This is a genomic window from Saccharopolyspora pogona, from assembly GCF_014697215.1.
GTDB classification, from domain to species: domain Bacteria; phylum Actinomycetota; class Actinomycetes; order Mycobacteriales; family Pseudonocardiaceae; genus Saccharopolyspora; species Saccharopolyspora hattusasensis.
This window is the reverse complement of sequence record NZ_CP031142.1, coordinates 2,634,244-2,654,622: the sequence shown is the minus strand read 5'-3', so window position 1 is coordinate 2,654,622 and position 20,379 is coordinate 2,634,244. Positions and strand designations below refer to the sequence as shown.

The 20,379-nt window shown below is 66.3% G+C and carries 16 protein-coding genes and 4 pseudogenes; 8 read left to right on the top strand and 12 right to left on the bottom strand.

The window, feature by feature from the left end; all coding sequences use genetic code 11:
- The first annotated feature begins 114 nt into the window (after window positions 1-114).
- From DL519_RS12235 to DL519_RS12220, 4 genes and pseudogenes are all read left to right on the top strand, one after another.
- The gene (locus tag DL519_RS12235) at window positions 115-576 is read left to right on the top strand and encodes a glycerate kinase (protein ID WP_190814787.1); all 462 of its coding nucleotides are present in this window, start codon (window positions 115-117) and stop codon (window positions 574-576) included.
- Window positions 577-635: 59 nt separating this feature from the next.
- Window positions 636-1,256, top strand: a pseudogene (locus tag DL519_RS12230) (transposase); the annotation flags it as partial.
- Window positions 1,257-1,776: 520 nt separating this feature from the next.
- A pseudogene (locus DL519_RS12225) lies at window positions 1,777-2,250 on the top strand (transposase); the annotation flags it as partial.
- Window positions 2,251-2,852: 602 nt separating this feature from the next.
- Complete coding sequence (locus DL519_RS12220; RefSeq protein ID WP_223838835.1) at window positions 2,853-3,677, top strand: reverse transcriptase domain-containing protein; 825 nt, start codon at window positions 2,853-2,855, stop codon at window positions 3,675-3,677.
- A 311-nt stretch (window positions 3,678-3,988) separates the two neighbouring features.
- Here the strand turns inward: DL519_RS12220 and DL519_RS12215 are convergent, their stop codons facing one another.
- A complete protein-coding gene (locus DL519_RS12215; protein WP_190812633.1) occupies window positions 3,989-5,290 on the bottom strand; it encodes an ISL3 family transposase in 1,302 nt (433 codons plus the stop codon).
- 147 nt (window positions 5,291-5,437) lie between these two features.
- Here DL519_RS12215 and DL519_RS12210 point away from each other — a divergent pair, with 147 nt between their 5' ends.
- From DL519_RS12210 to DL519_RS12200, 3 genes are read left to right on the top strand one after another with little or no spacing between them, the layout of a single operon-like run.
- Entirely contained in the window at window positions 5,438-6,418 is a 981-nt protein-coding gene (locus DL519_RS12210; RefSeq protein WP_190814785.1) for a site-specific integrase, read from the top strand.
- On the top strand, window positions 6,415-7,395 hold the full coding sequence (locus DL519_RS12205; RefSeq protein WP_190814782.1) for a tyrosine-type recombinase/integrase: 981 nt from the start codon (window positions 6,415-6,417) through the stop codon (window positions 7,393-7,395). Before DL519_RS12210 ends, DL519_RS12205 begins: the two co-directional genes overlap by 4 nt.
- Window positions 7,385-8,389, top strand: a complete 1,005-nt coding sequence (locus DL519_RS12200; RefSeq protein ID WP_190814781.1) for a tyrosine-type recombinase/integrase — start codon at window positions 7,385-7,387, stop codon at window positions 8,387-8,389. Before DL519_RS12205 ends, DL519_RS12200 begins: the two co-directional genes overlap by 11 nt.
- A gap of 21 nt (window positions 8,390-8,410) precedes the next feature.
- Here the strand turns inward: DL519_RS12200 and DL519_RS46270 are convergent, their stop codons facing one another.
- From DL519_RS46270 to DL519_RS12180, 4 genes are all read right to left on the bottom strand, one after another.
- Entirely contained in the window at window positions 8,411-8,740 is a 330-nt protein-coding gene (locus DL519_RS46270; protein ID WP_263399629.1) for an RNA-dependent RNA polymerase family protein, read from the bottom strand.
- 566 nt (window positions 8,741-9,306) lie between these two features.
- On the bottom strand, window positions 9,307-9,732 hold the full coding sequence (locus DL519_RS12190; RefSeq protein ID WP_190814779.1) for a transposase: 426 nt from the start codon (window positions 9,730-9,732) through the stop codon (window positions 9,307-9,309).
- 214 nt (window positions 9,733-9,946) lie between these two features.
- Window positions 9,947-10,990, bottom strand: coding sequence for a zinc-dependent alcohol dehydrogenase family protein (locus DL519_RS12185; RefSeq protein WP_190814777.1), 1,044 nt, complete (start codon window positions 10,988-10,990; stop codon window positions 9,947-9,949).
- Between the two features lie 59 nt (window positions 10,991-11,049).
- Window positions 11,050-12,273, bottom strand: coding sequence for an MFS transporter (locus tag DL519_RS12180; RefSeq protein ID WP_190814775.1), 1,224 nt, complete (start codon window positions 12,271-12,273; stop codon window positions 11,050-11,052).
- Between the two features lie 134 nt (window positions 12,274-12,407).
- Between DL519_RS12180 and DL519_RS12175 the strand changes: the two genes are divergently transcribed.
- Window positions 12,408-13,301 (top strand): helix-turn-helix transcriptional regulator, encoded by an 894-nt coding sequence (locus tag DL519_RS12175; protein ID WP_190814773.1) that lies wholly within the window; start codon window positions 12,408-12,410, stop codon window positions 13,299-13,301.
- Window positions 13,302-13,380: 79 nt separating this feature from the next.
- On the opposite strand, the pseudogene DL519_RS12170 reads toward DL519_RS12175, so the two are convergent.
- The 7 genes and pseudogenes from DL519_RS12170 to DL519_RS12140 all read right to left on the bottom strand — a co-directional run.
- Window positions 13,381-13,920, bottom strand: a pseudogene (locus DL519_RS12170) (thiolase family protein); the annotation flags it as partial.
- A gap of 366 nt (window positions 13,921-14,286) precedes the next feature.
- Window positions 14,287-15,077, bottom strand: a pseudogene (locus DL519_RS12165) (IS5 family transposase).
- Between the two features lie 316 nt (window positions 15,078-15,393).
- Complete coding sequence (locus DL519_RS12160) at window positions 15,394-16,845, bottom strand: amidase (protein WP_190814769.1); 1,452 nt, start codon at window positions 16,843-16,845, stop codon at window positions 15,394-15,396.
- Window positions 16,846-17,257: 412 nt separating this feature from the next.
- Window positions 17,258-17,437 carry a hypothetical protein gene (locus DL519_RS12155; protein ID WP_190814767.1) on the bottom strand — a complete coding sequence of 60 codons (180 nt, stop codon included), beginning with the start codon at window positions 17,435-17,437 and terminating at the stop codon, window positions 17,258-17,260.
- Window positions 17,425-18,066 carry a hypothetical protein gene (locus DL519_RS12150; RefSeq protein WP_223838831.1) on the bottom strand — a complete coding sequence of 214 codons (642 nt, stop codon included), beginning with the start codon at window positions 18,064-18,066 and terminating at the stop codon, window positions 17,425-17,427. The genes DL519_RS12155 and DL519_RS12150 overlap by 13 nt, the downstream gene beginning before the upstream one ends.
- Window positions 18,066-19,523 (bottom strand): site-specific integrase, encoded by a 1,458-nt coding sequence (locus DL519_RS12145; protein WP_223838829.1) that lies wholly within the window; start codon window positions 19,521-19,523, stop codon window positions 18,066-18,068. Before DL519_RS12145 ends, DL519_RS12150 begins: the two co-directional genes overlap by 1 nt.
- Entirely contained in the window at window positions 19,426-20,082 is a 657-nt protein-coding gene (locus tag DL519_RS12140) for a hypothetical protein (RefSeq protein ID WP_190814763.1), read from the bottom strand. Before DL519_RS12140 ends, DL519_RS12145 begins: the two co-directional genes overlap by 98 nt.
- Window positions 20,083-20,379: the final 297 nt, after the last annotated feature.

Here is a 20,379-nt window from a genome sequence, read left to right as displayed (position 1 = left end):
GTCGAAGCCTACTCATCAACTGAACCTATCAGTTCGGCAGAGACTTGGTCTTGGACGTTGTGCTGTGCACGGAGTCAATGTGGTGCCCACATTCCCCGAGGTCGAGGAGGATTCATGGGCGGGGTGGTCGTGGCTCTCGATTCGTTCAAGGGCTCCCTCGACGCGGCACGGGCCACGGCGGCGGTCGCGCGCGGCTTGCGCCGTCACCACTCGAGTCCCTCCGTTCATGAACGTCCGGTCGCCGAGGGCGGTGAAGGGACCCTCGCCGCGCTCGCGGCGGCGGGCTTCACCCACGTCCCGGTTGAGGCGATGGACCCGCTCGGCCGGTGCGTAACCACCGGATACGTCCACCGAGAGGGGGTCGCGGTCGTGGAGCTGGCCGACGTGTCGGGCCTTGCCCGGCTACCGGAAGGTGGCCCCACTCCCGCCACGGCGGCGGCCTCGTCCACCTACGGCACCGGCCAGGTGATCTCCGCAGCGCTCGACGCGGGGCACCACACGATCGTCGTCGGTCTCGGCGGCGAGGAATGCTCGGAACCTGTGGATCGGCGGGGAAGGGGCGTACCTTCCCAGTGATCGGATGAAGGTTCCAAGCATGGCCGACGTTGCCGCGTCGGTCGGGAAGGTACGACCCGATGCTCAGCGTAGTTCCTGACCCCGACTCCCGTAACGATGGCCCGGTCACGGCTTCTGCGTCGTTGATCGACGAGATCGTCCGTGAGGGCGCCCGCCGGATGCTGGCCGAAGCGTTGCAGGCTGAGGTGGACGCATACATCGCGCAGTTCGCCGACGCCCGCGACGAGCGTGGTCACCGGTTGGTGGTCCGCAACGGCTCTCACCGGCCCCGCGAAGTCCTGACGTCTGCTGGCGCGGTGGAAGTGACCGCGCCACGGGTCAACGACAAGCACACCGACCCGGACACCGGTGCGCGGCGTCGGTTTTCCTCGGCGATCCTGCCCGCCTGGGCACGCAAGACCCCGAAGATCACCGAGGTGCTGCCGCTGCTGTACTTGCACGGGCTCTCCAGCGGAGACTTCGTGCCCGCACTCGGCCAATTCCTCGGCAGCAGCAAGGGGTTATCCGCCGCGGTGATCACGAAACTGACCGAGCAGTGGAAGGGCGAACACCGCGCGTTCACCGAACGCGATCTATCCACTGCGGACTATGTATATCTGTGGGCGGACGGTATCGTGCGCCACGAAGCGCGGCGCGACCGAGTGGGGGTGAGAGACCCTCACCGTCCGGTTGTCGTGGCCACCGGATGAAGCTGGGGACAGCCTGACCCGGGGAACGCGGGGAGGGTGGGAAGCGGTCCTGACAACGCCGGGACGTGTTGGTACTACCAGACAACGCGGGTTCGGCTAGCAAGACGGGAAGGCGTACGAGAGAAACCAGTGTGTAAAGCCCTTCAAACGGCCCACCAGCTCAAATCTGGCGGATAGGGGCTGGGTAGCGGTGCGTTCCGACTGGCATGGACCGGTCGGGAACTCCTTGCCGGAGATGATGCCCTTCGGCGGGAGGCCACGGTGAAAGCCCACGGCGTAGTCGTGGCGATGCTGCTGGGGCAGAGCTGGACGCCGACCCCGTCAATCGGTCGCGTGGTGAACGTGGGAACCGCTCGATGTCGCCCTCGTCTCGTGCAGCCAGCGCGGGAACGGGCAGGCGCGTTGTCCGCTGAGGGCATCGGGTGGGGCGGAGGTCCCCCGGGAACTCAAGGGTTATCTATTAGAAACGGACCGGCCGAAAGGCTGGCACCGCGCCTCGGCCCGACCTCACCACGTCAACATCCGCCTGGAAGAACACAAACTCTGCCTGCGGGTGGTGATCGGAGTCCGCGCTGACGGCCGCAAAGAACTCGTCGCGCTGGCCGACGGCTACCGCGAGTCCACCGAGTCCTGGGCTGACCTGCTGCGCGAAGGCAAGCGCCGCGGGATGAGGGCGCCGGTGCTGGCTGTCGGTGACGGCGCGCTGGGGTTCTGGGGCGCGCTACGCGAGGTCTTCCCCGACACCCGGGAGCAGCGCTGCTGGTTCCACAAGATCGGCAATGTGCTTGCCGCGCTCCCGAAATCAGCGCATCCCGGCGCGAAGAAGGCCCTGGCAGAGATCTGGAACGCCGAAGACCGCCGGCACGCCCTCGAGGCCGTGACGGCGTTCGAGGCCGCCTACGGGGCGAAGTTCCCCAAGGCCATCGCCAAGATCACCGACGATCTCGAGGAACTGCTGGCCTTCTACGACTATCCCGTGCGCCACGAGGCGCCGCATGATCGAGCGGGGGTGAGAGACCACCGCCTCCTGGCCGTCGCAGCGGCCGGGTGAAGCTGGGGGCAGCCGACCTCGGGGGATGCCGGGGAAGGTGGGAAGCGGCCCCGACAAAGTCGGAACGGTTTGGTACTGCCAGACAGGCCGGTCCCGGTGAGCAAGACAGGAACGTGCACGAGAGGAACCAGTGCCATAAAGCTCCTCAAACGTAGAACCCGGCTCCAACCTGGCGGATGTGGGCTGGGGCGCGGTGCGCACCCGGGTACGGATCGTCCGATCCCGGAGAACTCCCGAGATGGCTTGGGTTGTCAGGAGGGAGGCCACGGTGAAGGGCTGCGGCGTAACCGTTGGCGAGGCCGCAGGGGCATAGCTGGGCACCGACCTGTCGATCGATCATGTGGTGAACGTGGGAACCATCCACGGCTGCCCTCCCCGTCAGGCATCCAGTCTGATGGCGGGCAGGCCCGTCGCCGGCTGAAGGCCGTTGGGTGGGGCGGAGGCCCTGTAGTAGTCCGAGCACGCGAAAGGCGTGCACATGGCGAAGGGGGCCAGCAAGTCAGCAACCGAGACTCTGGAAGGCCAGGAGGACGCCGGTGAACACCGACGAACTGGAAGCCGCCCTGTTCAGGGCGGAACGCAGGGTACTGGAGATCCAGTCGAAGTTGCACCGTTGGGCGATGGACGATTCTCATCGCAGGTTTGACGACATCTTCAACCTTGTCGCCGATCCCAGCTTCCTGCTGGTGGCCTGGGATCGTGTGCGGGGCAACAAGGGTGCTGGCACGGCCGGAGTGGATGGGCGCACCGCGGCATCCATCGAGGCCGGGCAGGGAACCGAGGAATTCCTCGGTGAGCTGCGGTCCTCGCTGAAGAATCGCACCTTCCGCCCCCTGCCGGTGCGTGAGCGCATGATCCCGAAGGCGAATGGAAAGTCACGCCGTCTGGGCATCGCCACAATCCGGGACAGGGTGGTCCAGGCATCCTTGAAACTGGTGTTGGAGCCGATATGGGAGGCCGATTTTCTCCCATGTAGTTACGGCTTTCGCCCGAACCGTCGGGCACATGACGCCGTGGCCGAGGTGCGCTACCTCGCGTCCCATTCGTATGAGTGGATCGTGGAGGGCGACATCAAAGCTTGCTTCGACGAAATTTCGCACTCGGCCCTCATGGATCGGGTGCGGTTACGCGTCGGGGACAAACGGGTCCTGGCCCTGGTGAAGGCGTTCTTCAAGGCGGGCATCCTCGGTGAGGATCGGGTCTTGAGGGACATCGACGCCGGTACTCCGCAGGGCTCTTTATGCGCAGCTGAACATAAACGGCCTTATGAACAGCGCCGGGTTATGCGCAGCGCTGGCCGGCATGGCCTGGTGACAGCGGTTTTGGGGGGTCGATCACTGCGCATAACGCGGATCCTCTGATCAGGAGGCCCGGTATGGTGCCGGGCCGCATGGTCGGAGGTCGGGTGTTATGGCGACTTTGTCTGTGTTGGTGTCGGGCCTGGAGGCGGAGTTACGGCGTTTGGGCTACAAGGATTCGACGCTGGTCTGGTACCGGGGTTGCTGGCGGCGGATGCAGAAGTACTTCGCTGCGCGTGGTGTCGAGGAGTTCTCCCTGGATGCGGCGATGGCGTGGGTCGAGGATGCGTGCGGCTTCTTCGGCAAGGAGCAGGCCGGCACCCTGAAGGCAACCGATGTGTATTTGTGGCTCTTCTGCTGCTTCCGTGGGTGGGTTAGGCGCGTCCGGGGAGGGTGGGTCGGTGGCCGCCGAGGGCGAGCATGGCGAGAGCGATGAGTGCTTGGGGGCTGCGGAATCCGAAGGCGATGCGGGTGAGCAGGCGGATTTTGGTGTTGGTGGATTCGATGAGTCCTTGGGAGAGGCCGTGTTCGAGGGCGGCGTCGATGGGGGCGCGGTGTTTGGTGATCTTCTTGGCGAGCTCGACGAAGACGGGGATCTGGCAGCGCCGTGCCCAGGAGGTCCAGCGGTCCAGGGCTTGTTTGCCTTGCTCGCCTTTGGCGGTGAAGACGTACCGGAGTCCTTCTTTGAGCAGGTAGGCCCGGTACAGGCGGCGGTCGGTGGTGGCGATCCAGGCCAGCTTCGCCTGCTGGTTTTCGGTGAGGTCTTCGGGGTTTTTCCACAGCGCGTAACGGGAGTCTTTGAGCTTCTTGGCTTTCTCGTGCCCGGGACGGGCCGGGGAGTCGGTGGCCGGGCGGCCCCGGCGGCGTGTGCCTTCGGTGCGGGCCAGGGCGCGGGCGTCGTTCCAGGCCCGTCGCCGTTCGGCATCGAGTGCTTCGGTGGCCCAGGCGACCACGTGGAAGGGGTCGGCGCAGCGGATGGCCTTCGGGGCGCGGCGGGCGACGGTGTCGGCGATCCACTGGGCCGCATCGGCGGACACATGCGTGATCTCCGCGGCGCGCCTCTCGCCGAGGGCGTCGAAAAACCGGTTCAGCGTCGCGGAATCGCGCCCCGGCGCGGCCCACACCAGCCGCCCGGTGTCGTGGTCCACCACCACCGTCAGATAGCGGTGATGCTTCTTGTAGGAGATCTCATCGATCCCGATCCGCCGCAACCCACCGAACCGGTCACTCTGGGTTTCGGCGTCGGCCCACACCCGGGCCACGATCGCACCCACGGTGCGCCAGGCGATGCGCATCAGCTCGCATACCGCCGATTTCGAGGAGCGCACCGCCAGCCACGCCACCGTGTCGTCGAAAGCCAAGGTGTGCCCGGCGCCATGACGCGCCCACGGCAGCCGCGCCACGGTGGGCCCGTGCTCCCGGCAGCGCACCCGCGGCGCGGCGGCCTCGAGATGGACCTGGATGGTGCCCAGGTCCAGGGCCCGCCACCGGCGCCGTCCCTCGCCCCGGTCATACCGCCAGGACCAGCGGCCACACCGGCCGCAACGGCCGCGCCCGCCCTTGCGCGGGCGCACGTGCACCATCACCCGTTCCGCGGCCTCGTCGAACTCCACATCCTCGATCACCGTGCGCCTGTCGACGCCCACCAGAGCACGCCATAAACTGGCCTTCGGCACGCCGTTCTCCGTCCCCTCGGTTCCTGACCTTCGACAAGCCAGAAACCTAGACGAAGCAACGGCGTGCCCCCGTCTCCGGGCCTAAAACAGCAGCTCACATCACCCACGGATCAGTCACAAGAGCCGTATTTGTTCAGGGTTGCTCAGATGCTGGAGGATTACGCGGTCCACGGGGCGGTGCTGCGTCGCTATAACCGGTCGGTGAGCAAGCTGGACGGGGTCGGCGCCGAGACGGTCGCCCGGTTCCAGGAGCATCTGCGCTCGGCTGGGCGCTCGGCCTCGACGGTGCGGACCTATGGGACGCTGGCCGGGGAGTTCGTCGCGTTCACCGGCACTCGTGGAGGGTTGGGCTGCTGCGACGCCACCATGATCGGGGCGTTCGTCGCCACGCTGACCGGATACCAGTTCAAGACTGTCGAGCAGAAACTGTGCGCGGTGCGGTCGTTCCTGCGGTTTGCCTCCGCGGCCGGCCTGGTCGACGGGGCGTGCCTGGAGGTGGTGCCCTCGGCACGCTCGGCCCGGCAGGCCTGGATCCCGTCGGTATGGGATCCAGGTGAGGTGGCCAGGATCGTGGAAGCGATCGACCGGGTCAACCCGTGCGGGAAAAGGGACTACGCGATCATCCTGCTGATCACCAGGCTCGGGCTGCGCGGCGTGGACATCAAGCGGCTGGAGTTCGCCGACTTCGACTGGCCGGGCAACCGGCTATTCGTGACGCAGGCCAAGACCGGTCACCGGGTGCAGTTGCCGCTGATGAAAGATGTTGGCTGGGCGGTGATCGATTACATCCGCCATGGCCGCCCGGACTGCGATTGCCCACAGGTGTTCGTGCGGCACACGGCCCCGATCGGCCCGTTCTCCGACCAGGACCATCTGCATCAGATCCTGGTCAAACATGCCCGGGCGGCACACGTTCCGGTGAGCGAGAAACGCCGGCATGGCATGCACTCGCTGCGGCATTCGCTGGCGACTCGGTTGATGGAAAGCGGCACGCCGGTCGAGCAGATCGCTGACATCCTCGGTCACCAGTCCGTCGAGTCGACCGGCGTCTACCTGAAATCCTCCCTGGGCCTGCTGGCCAAGTGCGCGCTGGACCCGGACGCGCCCGCGAACGGGGTGTCGCGATGAGCCCCGCCATCACGATGACCGAGGCGATCACTGCCCTGGTCACCGAAAAACGCGCCACGGGTTACAAATACCACTCCGAGGAGCGGGTACTGACCCGGTTCGCCGCGTTCGCCGCCGCCCGGTTCCCCGGGCAGCAGGCGCCCACCCGGGCCTCGGTCGAGGCGTGGATCGCGGCCGCCCGCCGGCGCGGAGTCGCCCCGGCGACCCTGCACGGCTTGGCCGCGCCGGTGCGGGAGCTGGCCCGCTGGCTGGGCCGCCGCGGCGTGGCGGCCTACGTCCGCCCGCCGGGGCACTGCCCCGCCCCGCCCGCTACGTCCCGCACATCTACACCGACCAGGAACTGGCGGCTCTGTTCACCCAGACCGACCGCTGCTGCTACGACTCGCAGGTCCCGTTCGGCGCACCTGGTCATGCCGGTGCTGTTCCGCACGATCTACGCCTGCGGCCTGCGTGCCTCCGAAGCCCGGCTGCTGCGCTTCGACGACATCGACCTCGACGCCGGGGTCCTGACAATCCGGGAGGGCAAGGGCGGCAAAGACCGGCAGGTCCCGGTCAGCGCCGGGCTGCGCGACAGGCTGGCCGACTACCACTCCAGCGTCGCCGGGCGCACCGGCGGGGACTGGTTGTTCCCCGGCACCGCCGGGCACCCACTGACGATCGGCAACATCGACAAGAACTTCCGCCGGTTCCTGTGGCAGGCCCGCATCCCCCACGGCGGCCGGGGCCACGGCCCCCGCGTCCACGATCTACGACACACCATGGCAGTCAACAATCTTCGGTCGTGGTTCGCCTGCGGCGAGGACGTCGCCGCGTTGCTGCCGGTCCTGCAGGCCTACATGGGCCATGCCTCCATCGCCGACACCGACTACTACCTGAGGCTGACCGCCGAGTCCTACCCGCATATCACCACCTGCATCCAGCGCGCCTACGGCGACGTCGTCCCACCCGCCACGGAAGGCCCCTGCGATGGCAACTGATTTCGCGGTGTTGCTGCACCGCTTCCTCACCTCGCACCTGGCCGGGCTGCGCGGCTGCTCACCCAACACGATCGCCTCCTACCGCGACACCTTCAAGCTGCTGATCGCCTGGTCCCGCGACAGCAGATCCATCCCGCCCGACAAGCTCACCCTCGATCGCATCGACGCCGACGCGATCACCGCGTTCCTCGACTGGCTGGAAGCCGAACGGCACAACAGCATCTCGACCCGCAACCAGCGCCTGGCCGCGGTCAGCTCGTTCTTCCGGTGGCTGCAATCCCAGGAGCCGGCCAGGATGGCCGGCTGTCAGGACATCCTCGCCATCCCCGCCAAACGCAAAGCCCAGCCGAGCGTCAATCACCTCACCGTCGAGCAGACCCGCCGTCTGCTCGCCCAGCCCGACCGGTCCACCCGGCGAGGCCGCCGTGACGCGACCCTGCTGGCCACCCTCTACGACACCGCCGCCAGGGTTTCCGAATTCGCCGACCTGACCGTGCGCGACATCCGCCTGCAACCGCCTGCCCTGGCCGTGCTGACCGGCAAGGGCCGCAAGACCCGCCACGTCCCGCTCGGCGACAACACCGCAGCACTGCTGAGCGCCTACCTGACCGAACACCGCCTCGACAAGCCCGGCTACGACGACAACCCACTGTTTGCCAACCAGCATCGCAACAAACTCAGCCGCGGCGGCATCGCCTGGATCATCGGCAAATACCAGGACCGCGCCGGCGACCCGGAACTGACCGGCGCAAACCTCAGCCCGCACATCCTGCGCCACAGCAAGGCCATGCACCTCTACGAAGCAGGCATCCCGTTGCCCTACATCCGCGACATCCTCGGACACGTCGACCTGACCACCACCGCAATCTACGCACGCGCCTCCACCGAGGCCAAACGCAAAGCCCTCGAAGCCGCCTACACAGAAATCGTCACCGACGAGCTACCCGAATGGAACCACGACACCGGACTGCTCAACTGGCTCGCCAGCTTGTGAACCCAGCACGCATCACGAAGGTTATGCGCAGTGATCGACCCCCCAAACCGCTGTCACCAGGCCATCCCGACCAGCACTGCGCATAACCCGACGCTGTTCATAAGGCGGTTTATGTTCAGCTGCGCATAATCCACCCTGGGGCGTTCCCCGGTCCCGTGGGGCCACCGAGACGTCCGGGTGCTGCAACGGTGCGATTAGCCACCGTTTGACATACAGCACGATCCAGCGCTGGTCGGTGTTCGCCTTCACCGCCTTGACGATCAGGTCATGCGGACAACTGTCGAAAAACTTCTGGATGTCCAAATCGATCACCCAATCGGTTTTCCAGCAGCGTTCCCGGCACTTGGTCACCGCGTCGATCGCCGATCGCCCCGGGCCGGTAGCCGTCGGAGTCGGTATGAAAGACCTGGACGGTCCGGCCCCTTCGCTCCATCCCCATTACAGAGATTTCATCACTACTATGAACCGGTCCGACTGCATTCCCACGCAACGGTACTCGACGCCTCACGGTTTCTGCCGCTTGTGCGCACTCCCTGTCGTCCCGGACCAGCCGGGAGCAGTGTCGGGGCATGCTCTCCCACGTTCCGCATGGAAGCCGCAGATCGGGCTCGTGCCGCCATTCACACCGGGCACCGCCTGGCCAGTAAACGGGTATCCGCCAGACTGATCCCAGGACACGCTCTACACCCTGGTTTTGATGCCAACTACGCATTTCGGTGCTTCTACAGCGGAGAGCTGAGCTCACCTTCCCGATCCCCAGCTGACGCATCCTGTGCGCCTTTTCCTCAACGCTCACTACGACAGGCTTCAGCTAACGCAGCTTGAGGTGCTTTGAAGTCTCCTCCCGCAAGGCGACTCCGGAGGGCCATCCATCCTCCATCTCCCATGCAGTTACACATCTCAGAAACCTGGCTTACCTACCAAGTCAACTCCTTCGACATTCGTGGTACACAGAGCGCGCGCGTTTTTCCCATGATGTCCAATGCCATCCGGGTCTTCGCCAAGTCGCCTTTCAATTTCTCGTTCTGGCGGCGAAGCTTCTCCAACTCGACTTGCTCGGCCGATTTCTTCGGGCGCTTCGATGGCGCCGCCGGATCGGCCGGCCGGCCAGTCAAGACACCCGCGTCACGAGCGCGTGTCCACTCGATGACATGGGAGGAATATAAGCCTTCCCTGCGCAGGATCGCGCCTTTCTCACCGTTGGGGGCGTTTTCGTACTCGGTGACGATCGCCAGCTTGTACTCCGGGCTGAACACCCGCCGGGACGGGCGCGGTGCCGGGTCGTCCCGACCCGCCGGCGGCGACGAGTGGGGCTTCTTGCCAGATGAGGTGGACACGTGCACCAGGATCTCCGATCCCGCCCTCCGTCAGGAACCCCGCACTCACACGAGGTGTCTCACATCAGTCTGACAAAGAGGGGTCCGCCATGACGCTTGACAAAAACCGCTCTGACGCTTGTCGTGCTAGGAGAAGTAGTCATGCTTGCTGGCCTTCATTTCGGGTTGTTTGATCCTTGTCCTGGGCGGCGGGCGCCCACCCAGGACCAGGCAAGGGGAGTCACGGCTGGATGAGGACCTTGAGGCTCGTGCGGTCGTCCATGTCCTGATATCCGGCTGGGACACCATCCAGGTCGGTGGTCGCGTCGAACACTTTGCCGGGCTCGATGGTGCCGTCCAGGATGTCGGGCAGCAACTCATCGATGTAGGCGCGGACGGGCGCCGGTCCGCCGGCGAGGCGGATGTTGTGGCGGAACAGGCTGCCGAAGCCGATCGGCGCTTCTTCGTACTGCGGAACGCCGACACGGCTGATCACGCCGCCGGGGCGGACGATGCCGATGGCCTGTTCGTAGGCGGGCATGTACCCGACGGCTTCGAGGGCGACGTGCGCGCCATGACCGCCGGTGAGCTCGCGGACCTTCGCGATGCCCTCCTGGCCGCGCTCTGCGACGACGTCGGTGGCACCGAACTCGCGACCCAGGTCCGTGCGGTCCTTGTGGCGGCCCATGAGGATGATCTGCTCGGCACCGAGGCGCTTGGCCGACAGTACTGCCATGAGTCCGACGGCGCCGTCACCGATCACGGTTACGCGATCGCCCTCCGTCACGCCGCCGGCTTTGGCAGCGTGGTAGCCGGTGCCGAATACGTCGGCGAGGGTCAGCAGGGAGGGAATGAGCGCCGAGTCGGGCGCGACGGGCAGCTTCACCAGGGTGCCGTCAGCCAGTGGCACGCGCACCGCTTCGGCCTGGCCGCCTTCGTCGGGGATGCCGTCCCAGAAGTTCGCCTCGTGGTGGGAGCAGGAGGTCTGCAGGTTCGCTCGGCAGAACTCGCACACGTTGTCGGAGATCGCGAACGGGGAGACGACCAGGTCGCCCTTCTTGAGGGCGGTGACGTCCGAGCCGATTTCTTCGACGATGCCGATCAGTTCATGCCCCATCCGGGCCGGGCCGTCGGCTGCGGACCTCGAGTGGTAGGGGTGCAGGTCGCTGCCGCAGATACACGAGGCGGTGATCCGCACCAGTGCGTCGGTGGGGTGTTTGATCCGGGAGTCGGGCACGTTCTCGACGCGGACAACGCCGGCTTCGTACATGAGTGTTGCGCGCATGGCATCTCTTTCTCGTTTGTGGTGTGGGCTTGCCGAGACAGAACGGCTCGGCAGGAGGATCAAGAAACGACAAGTGCCGCGTTCGTGATGCGCTGATGCTGGGTGATGGCGAGTGTGATCACCGGGATCAGGGTCAGGGCAGCGATGACAGTTCCGACGACGACGGGCCCTGTGGCGCCGAGGCTGGATTCGAGGGCGATACCGCCGATCCACGAGGCCACGGCGGTGCCGAAGTTGAACGCTGCGACGCTCAGCGACGACCCCAGTGTCGGGGCGTGGTCGGAGTAGCGGACCGCCAGCGCGATCAGCACCGGGTTCGCGCCGAGACCGAAGAGCCCGAGCAGGGCGATGAGAATGGTCGTGGGGAGTGAGGCGCTGGAGACAAAGCAGATCGCCAGCAGGATCACGGTAGTCGCCACAGGAGCGACGATCGTCGTCATATGCGGATGGGTGTCGCCGAGCCTGCCGCCGAGGACCGAGCCCACGAGTGAGCCGAGGCCGAAGCCGGCCAGGACCAGTGGTACCAGGCTGGAGGGGATGCCGGTCTGGTCGGTCAGCAGCGGGGAGATGTAGGAGTAGGCCGCCAGGACGCCGCCGGTCGTGGTAGCGCACGCCGCCAGCGCCAACCACAGTCGTCCTGAGCGCAGCGCGGTGAGCTCCGATCGGATGGACACCGACTGGTGGCCGGCGCCGTTGTGGGGAACGTTGCGGGCGATCAGCGCTACCGCGGCGACCGCGAGGACCGCGAGTGCCCAGAAGGTTCCGCGCCAGCCGATGAGCTGTCCGGCGAACGCGCCGAGCGGCACGCCCAGGACAGTGGCCAGCATGCCTCCGGCGTTGACGATGCCCACCGCGCGGTAGCTCGCCCCTGGCCCGGCCAGGCGTGTGGCGACCACCGCGGCAACGGCCCAGAACGCGCCGGTGGCCAGCGCGGTGAGGAATCGTGCGGCGAGCAGTACCGCGAAGCTGGAGCCGAGGGCGACGATCACATGCACGAGAGCGAATACACCCAGGGCGAGCATGAGCGTCAGGCGTTGCGGCATCCGCAGCGTTGCCAGAGCCGTCAGCGGTGCTCCGATGATCATGCCGATCGCGAAGACGGTGATCAGCAACCCGGCCTGGGCGACGCTCACCTGCACGTCGTCGGCGATGTCCGGCAGCAGGCCCGCGACCACGAACTCGGTCGTGCCCATCAGGAACACGCCCAGCGCCAGGACGTAGATGACGAAAGGAAGGCGGACGGAGCGGCCCTGATCGGAAGCCGAGATGGCTTCGTCGTGCATGGTGAACCTCGGATCGTGTTGATGCTTTCGACGCCATCAACTCCACCGCCCGGCACCGCCGCGGAGAAGGTCGCGTTTATGGGGGTACAACCTCAACCCCCTTAACGCGGCTACCGCTGCGTACCGTGGATGGCATGGAGAACCGCGCGGACATCCGGGACTTTCTGGCCAGTCGGCGCGCCAAGCTGTCCCCGGAGCAGGTCGGCCTTCCCACCGGCAACCGGCGCCGGGTGCCGGGGCTTCGGCGTGAGGAGGTCGCCGTCCTGGCCGGGGTGAGCACCGAGTGGTACACGCGGCTGGAGAAGGGACACATCGGCGGCGTCTCCGAAGAGGTGCTCGACGCGGTCGCTTACGCACTCCGCCTCGACGACGAAGAACGTACCTACCTGTTCGACCTGGCACGGACCGCACGAACCTCGCATCGCAAGGCGATCCGCCGCAGAGAGGTCGATCTCGCGCCGCCCGTTCAGTGGATGCTCGACTCCATCACGATGTCGGCGGCGTTCGTCCGCAACGGGCGCCTCGACGTGGTCGCGACGAACGCTCTGGCCAGAGCACTCCACGCGCCGATGTTCGCCAGCGAGACGACGGCCGCCCACGGCCGCGCGAACTTCGCCCGCTACCACTTCCTCGACCCCACGTCCCAGGACTTCTTCATCGACTGGGAGGCAGGAGCAGCCGCCACGGTCGCACTGCTACGGGCCGAAGCCGGACGCGAACCCCACGACAAGGCGCTGCGCGAACTCGTCGGCGAACTCTCCACCCTCAGCGGTGAGTTCCGCACCCTCTGGGCCTCACACAACGTCCGCATCCGACACGACGGGATCAAACGACTCCAGCACCCGGAAGTCGGCTCCCTCGAACTGAACTACCGGTCCATCGAGCTGCCGACCTCCCAGCACGCACTGCACGACCTCTCGCTCTACACCGCCGAGCCGGGCACCCCGCACGAAGAACACCTGAAACTCCTCGCGAGCTGGTCCGCGCCCAGCCCGCGAAGCACGTCGACGAGCTCCCGCCCGACCTGAACCCGCGGCACCGACCGAAGCGGCGAGTAGCGTCGGACAGAATGCCTCACATGAAGCAACCCTCCGGAAACCTCCCCAGTCGGGCGACCGCGATGTAGACGTAAGGGAGGCGCCTGTGGTCCGAGGATCGTCCCATGTCGTGGTGTTCGGTTCCGCCGAGGCGGCCGTGCGCAACTCCCTCCCCGCGAACAGCGGGTTGTGCGTGTTCGGCCGGGAATCCGAGCCGCCACGGTCGAACCGCGACACGGTCTCGACGTCGCCGGAGACGAAGACGTTTCCTTCTCCGGCTTTGATGGCGTGGGAACGCCATCCGTGTCGTCTGTACCGAGGGCGCACAGTAGCGGGTGATGGTGATACCAGGGACCGTGTCGAGGCCGAGAAGCACGGCCATGATCCGCGCGATGTTCTTGCCGTGCTTGCCGCCGGGCTGGCCGCAGCCGAGGAGAAGGTCGTCGATGTCGCGCGGGTCCAGTGCCGGGATCTGGTCCAGTGCCGCACGGACCAGCTGTGCGGTGAGATCGTCCGGGAGGATGTCCTTCAGAGAGCTCTTGCGGGCTCGACGGATCGGGGATCGGGCAGCCGCGACGGATGATGCCGTGCGGCATGGAGGGTCCTTCAGTCTCAGCGGCTCTGATGCCCGAGCGGCGCGAAGACATGGACGAAGGAACAGAAGACCGTCGAGGAAAGGGGTTTCCGGACCAACGCGCCCGGCACTGACCTCGGACCTGGGCCGTGGCTCCTACCCGGTGCAAGTTCGTTCATGTGGGTAAGGGCCACGGCATCTATTCCAGTGCTGCCAGAGCCGCACCAGGTACACAAGATCAATAAGGCCATGTGAAGAACCTGGGATCGCGACATGCTGGCGGTCAGTACTCGTCTTCGCGGCCTTCTGTCCGTCCAGGCTCCAGTCCCCTCCCTCATTCCAAGATCATCGAACTACGTGTCCGCCCGTTCGAAACCTTGCTGATCAGTACCCTTAGAGTTCCTAACAAAGGATCTTGATGTGTCGGTAGCAGATGATGCAGGTGGCCAGTCCGAGGAAGGCTTCGTGGATGTCGTCGCGGCGTTCCCAGCGGATACGCAGGCGTCGCATGCCGTGGTACCACGCTATTGTTCGTTCGATGACCCACCTGATCGTGCCGAGTCCGGAGCCGTGCCCGGTTCCGCGTTCGGCGATCTGCGGGTCGATTCCCTTGTCGCGCAACTCGTTCCGGTGTTTTTCGGAGTCGTAGGCGCGGTCGGCGTAGAGGGCGTCGGGTCGGCGGCGGGGGCGCCCGCGCTTTCCTCGCACGGGCGGGATCTTTTCGACCAGTGGGAGGAGTTGGGTGACGTCATTGACGTTGCCGCCGGTCAGGCTGAATGCCGTCGGAATGCCGCCGCCCTCGGTGATCACGTGGTGCTTGGAGCCCGGCCGGGCACGGTCGACCGGGCTCGGGCCGCTTTTGGGCCGCGTCGCGCCGCCCGCACATGCGAGCTGTCGATCACCGCCCGAGACCAGTCCAGCTTCCCGGCCGCGTTCAGCTCGGCCAAAAGCTCCTCGTGCAGCCGCTGCCACACCCCGGCCTCGTTCCACTCCGCCAGGCGTCGCCAGCAGGTCATTCCGGATCCAAACCCCAGCTCCTGGGGCAGGAACTCCCACTGGATCCCGGTATGCAGCACGAACAGGATGCCCTGCAAGACCAGCCGGTCCGGCAGCCGCTTGCGGCCCAGCTTGGGCAGCGCGTTCTCCCAACGCGGCAACAATGGCTCAATTCGCTCCCAAAACTCATCCGGCACGATCCACGGCGGCTGCTCACCCTTCCTCACAAGTCCATGATCGACCACTAAGGATCTTCAGGCACTAGAAGTGATTATTTTGTTAGGAACTCTAAGGACAAGCTTGTCCAGATCGACGCGGCGCTCCAGCGTCGAACCAGTGCGGTGACGCTTGGCATGCCGACGTTCGCCTCGCTCGCCGGTCGAACAACATCCACATCTCGACCGGGATGACGGCACACCACGTCCTGTCATGCCGACGAGCGCGCGTTGGCAGGGATGGGAGTTCTCGACAACGCCTGTCCCTGCCGTATCCCGGCCAGCTGGCCAGTGCGCCCTACTTCGGTGCCTGGAAGCCGCCGGTCTTCTGCTCGAGCAGTTCGGCCAGCCGCAGCGGGGTGCGGTCCTCGAACATCGGACCGATGAGCTGCACTCCGACCGGCAGGCTGTCGGGGGACCGGCCCGCGGGTATGGCGGTGGCGGGCAGGCCGGGCATGGTGGCCAGGCCGGCCCAGACGAGCTGGTCGAAGTAGGGGTACTCGACGCCGTCGATGTCGATGCGCCGTTCCAACGGATTGGGGTTGTGGTCGTGCGGGAACGCGGGCGTCGGCGTGATCGGGCACACCACGGCGTCGAACTCGGCGAACAGCTGCCGCCAGCCGTGGCGGTGGAGTTCGCGGCGGTTGTTCGCCTCGATCCAGTCGCGGTGGCTGAACACCATGGCGCGCAACCGCACGGCGTCAAGACTCTGGTCGTCCGCGCTCAGTCCGGCGGCGCGGGTCCGCAGCTGCTCGTGCGATTCGATGGGAAAACGCGCAACGGAGCCCGAAATCAGCAACTGCATGTAGAGCGTCGCAGCTTCGGTCAGATCGGGTAGCAGCGGACTGTGCCGTCCGACGCGGGCGCCGCCGTCGACGAGCGCGGCGGCCACCCGGTTCACGCCCGCCCGCACGGCGGACCCGGTCGGAATGAGCGGATGCTCGTCGAGGACCAAGACCCGGAAATCGCAGAGCCGCTCGTGGCGGGCGGGCGGCAGTGCCAAACGGTGCGCCACGCCGAGCGTCAGCGGGTCCGGTCCGGCCATGACGTCGAGCAGGAGCGTGAGGTCGCGGGCGGTGCGCGCCATCGGGCCGACGACGGCGAGGTCGAGGTCGGCCGGCAATGCCGGCTCGGACGGCGGGACCATACCGCGGTTAGCCGCCAGTCCGAGCGTCGGCTTGTGCGCGTAGACGCCGCAGAAATGCGCGGGGGTGCGCAGCGAGCCGGCGATGTCGGAGCCGATGGACAGCGCGCCGAACCCGGACGCCAGGGCCGCCGCCGACCCGCCGGAGGATCCGCCCGGCGTGCGACCGTGATCCCACGGGTTGGTGGTGGTGCCGTAGATCTCGTTGAAGCTCTGCATATCTTGCAGCCCCAACGGCACATTGGTCTTGCCGAGCACCACCGCGCCCGCGGCCTTGAGTCGCGACACCTGTACCGCGTCCTCAGCCGGCATATAGTTCCGGTGCGGCGGCATGCCCCAGGTCGTGGGCAGCCCGGCGATGTTGTACGACTCCTTGACCGTCACCGGAATGCCGAGCAGCGGCCGGTCCTCACCACGCGCGCGTGCCTGGTCGGCACGGTGTGCGGCGGCCCGCGCACGGTCGAAGTCCGGCACGCAGATCGCGTTGATCACCTCGTCGTCGCGCTCGATACGGGCGATCGCCTCGTCGGTCAGTTCCACCGATGTCACCGCACGGGCGCGCAACGCGGCAACGAGCTCTTCGGCCGTCTGAAAGCTCCACTCCATGAATCCGAAGCTATCGGCCTGCTACAGAGGACACGAAATTCCGTTTCGCGCAACAGGGAGGCCGAACGGGCCACCTTCACCGACGAAGTCGCGCACTCGTTCTACCACCGAAGGTGGCCCACCGCAGGTCACAGCGCCGACAGTGGGCCAACTCCACCCGCACAGGCCATGAAATGCCGCATCGTGCAACAGGATGGATGTCTCAATTCTTGTCCGCTGACCGTTGATGTTCCCGATCGCCCATTGGGCCTTGCCCAACACATCGTTTGTCGACGGGCAATTGTCGTCATGTTTCTCAACGTCCGCTCATGCCGCTTACCGGTCGTTCGGGAACGCAGCCTTCGCCAATCGCCCGCACGATAACCTGTTCCACTTCTGTACTGCTGTCGGTGGCGCAACGTTGAGCACCAGGTCACGACGCGCCGGGTCCTGTCGGCAGACTGCGGACGACACCGCCTGCAGCCAGCGCGGCGCGCAGGCGGGTGATCTCCTCGTGTTGGGTAGCCAGCTGTGAGACGGCGTGGACGCGGAATGCGGTGAGTTCGGCCTTCTGCTGTTCCTCGGCAGCGAGGCGCTTTTTCAGCGATTCCACCTGGCCTTTGAGCCGTTCGATCTGCTGCTCACGCGGGTCGGGGATGACGCCGGTGTATTCTCGAAACTGAAGCCACCCTCACGCGGATCACGGCCGCGCTCGGCAGCGGCAAGCGCCGCGCGGTGAGCACCGAAGGGCCGGCGGATCGACTCCCGGCAGACCTGCTGTAACTGCTGCCATTCACGCTCGCTGTAGGGCACCGTAGGGCGCTTGTCGCGCCGGCGCTGCGGATTGAAGTGCCGCCCGTCCACCGGCGCGCGAACATCCGGGGCCAGGACACCGAGCTCATCATCCCTCGCCGCGAGGATGCGGCGCGTCTTGTACTCCCGGGCATTGCCAGCCGCCATCCAGTACTCCGCCAACAGCGGCCGGGTGAGGTTCGCCGCCCCACCGGTATGCCCGCTGTCGGAAAGCTCAGCGACGAATCTCCGGATCGAGGTCACGTACTGCTTGAACGTCTTGATCTCATCGATCCGGCCATGCGGATGCACCAACTCGACCAGCCCGGTCAGCATCTCACGGACCAGCACCGGGTTACCGGTCTCGCCGATCTCGACAGTCTCGCTGCTGCGTCGTGTTGTCGACACGAAGGCGATGCCGAGCGCGTCCTCGATCACCGTTGCGGGCATCAGCGCACCTCCTCATACTCGAGGTCCTCATCGAACTCCTCATCGGCTTCCCGGGCAGCAGCGGTATTCTGCTCCTGAACTGACCGACGGCCGCCGGGCCGTTCGTAGGCGTCGCGGTAGATGCGGGTCATGTCCAAGCGCCGCAAGTAGATTTCCGTGGTCAAGACCGACGAGTGCCCGAGCAGATCACGCAACACCGCCATCGGGTCCGCTTTGGACAGACACAGAGCGAGTGCGGCATCGGCGTCCGTGTCCTCCACCATCTGCGCAACCCGGGCGTAGTAGCCACCGACCAGCCGCTCCAGCGTCCGGATCGCGAACGTGTGACGCAGCCGATGCGGATTCACGATCGGGAACCTCGGGTCGAACCGGCCCCGTATCCGCGCCGAAGCCCGCGCGAACACCGTTGCCCACGCGGTAAACGGCCCGCCGTCGTGCCGCAGCGCCACCAGCATCGAGCCGCCATCCGGCGCCACCAAGCGCAACCGCTCATCCGGGCGCAGCGACGACCAGCGCACCCACGTCCCATCGACCCGCCCACCCGCCGAATCAACCTCGGTGACCATCAACGGCCGCGACGGCCGCCATACCGAGCCCTCTGCAGCCAACGGTCGGGCAAGATCGAGGTAACGGTGAACATCGAGCAGAGCCTGATAGTTGATCCAGGTTTCGCGGAACTTCCGGCCCTTCGTCACCCCTGCCGGAACGGGGAACGGCAACACCGACGGCCTCGCAGGAAGCGGCGGGATCTCCGGCACCAGCAGATAGGTGAACTCCTGCCGGCGCAGCCCGGTCGACACCGCCATCTTCCCCACCGCCGCATTGCGCGCCAGCTCGCGTCCCCGGTAACGAGTGTCCTCTCGGCCGTCAGGATCGAGCCCTGCCAGAGCTTTCAGGAACAGCGACTCGAAATCCGACTCCAAGTACTTGATCGTCACGTGCGGCTTCGGTCGACGCCGCACAGCCATGTTGACCTGCTGGACCTGCGCACGGTCCCCGTAGGCCACCTTGGCCTGCCGGAAGGTGAACGGCTCGGCCGACGCACATCCTTCGGCGGTGGCCCACCTGTAGAACGCCGCAAGAATGCTGACGTGCTGATCCCACGTTGCGGCATCGAACCGTGCCTCGATCGGCCCGCACGCCCGATGAACCGCGTACGCACTCAACGCCTCCTTCAACCGCGTACGGCCGTCGAACAACTCAATCCCGAGCTCGACGATGAACTCCGTCCAGTACCGCAGGGCCCGCGCGTAGGTCGGCCACGACGACGGTGACGAACAGCCACTCGATGGCAGCTCACGCAACAATCGATTAACCACCACGGCCGGCCGGGGCCCGCCCGCATCCTCCAGGAGCAGGTCATCGTCGATGAGCACCGGCATACCGTCGGGCGTGACCGGCTTCCTCTCGACGTCCCACGACTCCCACCCGAGAGACGAGAACAAGATCATCTTCACGACGGCGAACGTACATTCGAGACAGACGCAACCGCAATACGGAACGATCGCTCCTCTGTCGACACACAGTCCAAACGAGACACGGCCACAAAGCGGAGAGAAGGCAGTACGTGCTGGCGCTCTTGATCCAGGTCTCGCCGAAGGTGTCCTCGAGGAACCGCAGCGCCCGCTCCCGGTCCCAGCCCCAGTCGATCAAGGGATACTCCGCGGTGCGCAGCTCGGTGTTGTACCGGGTGTCGCGGGTGGCACGGGCGTGTTCGGTGCTGGAGAAGCCGACCAGGTGCCGGTAGGGGCGGCCCTGGGTGATCGCGTTGATCACCGTGTCCAGGGCGAATCCCTTGAAGTGCCGGCTACAGATCCGGTCTCCGCAGGTCTGCGGGACGGTGCCGGCGTCGAACATCTCGTCGGCCAGCGTCCAGCTGCCCACCAGGTTGAGCTGGTCGGGCTGGCGGGTATCGGCGGTGACGTCCACACCGTCGGCCTCGGAGGGACCGCGACGGGCCACCTGGATGTAGCGGACGCCGTGCTGGGCCAGCAGCAACATGTGCCGGGAGACCAAGTCCAAGGTCCCGGGCCCATTCCTGACCGGTGCCAGCTGTGATCACCACGAACTCGTCTAGCGCAAAGTCGCGTACCGACTCCTCGCTAAGAAGCCTCGCGGCGATCGCGCTGCTTATGTCAACGGACAGGGTGTCGCAGACACAAAGCTGTCGCGCCACAGCTTGCTACACATGGTTACGCCAACCTCAACGGCGGCGACGTAGTCGGATTTCGACAAGCGTCAGAACTAGCAGAGCCGCGCCCTCATCGCTCTCGCACACATCCTCAAACTTCACAGGGGTAGCCGGCATCAGCC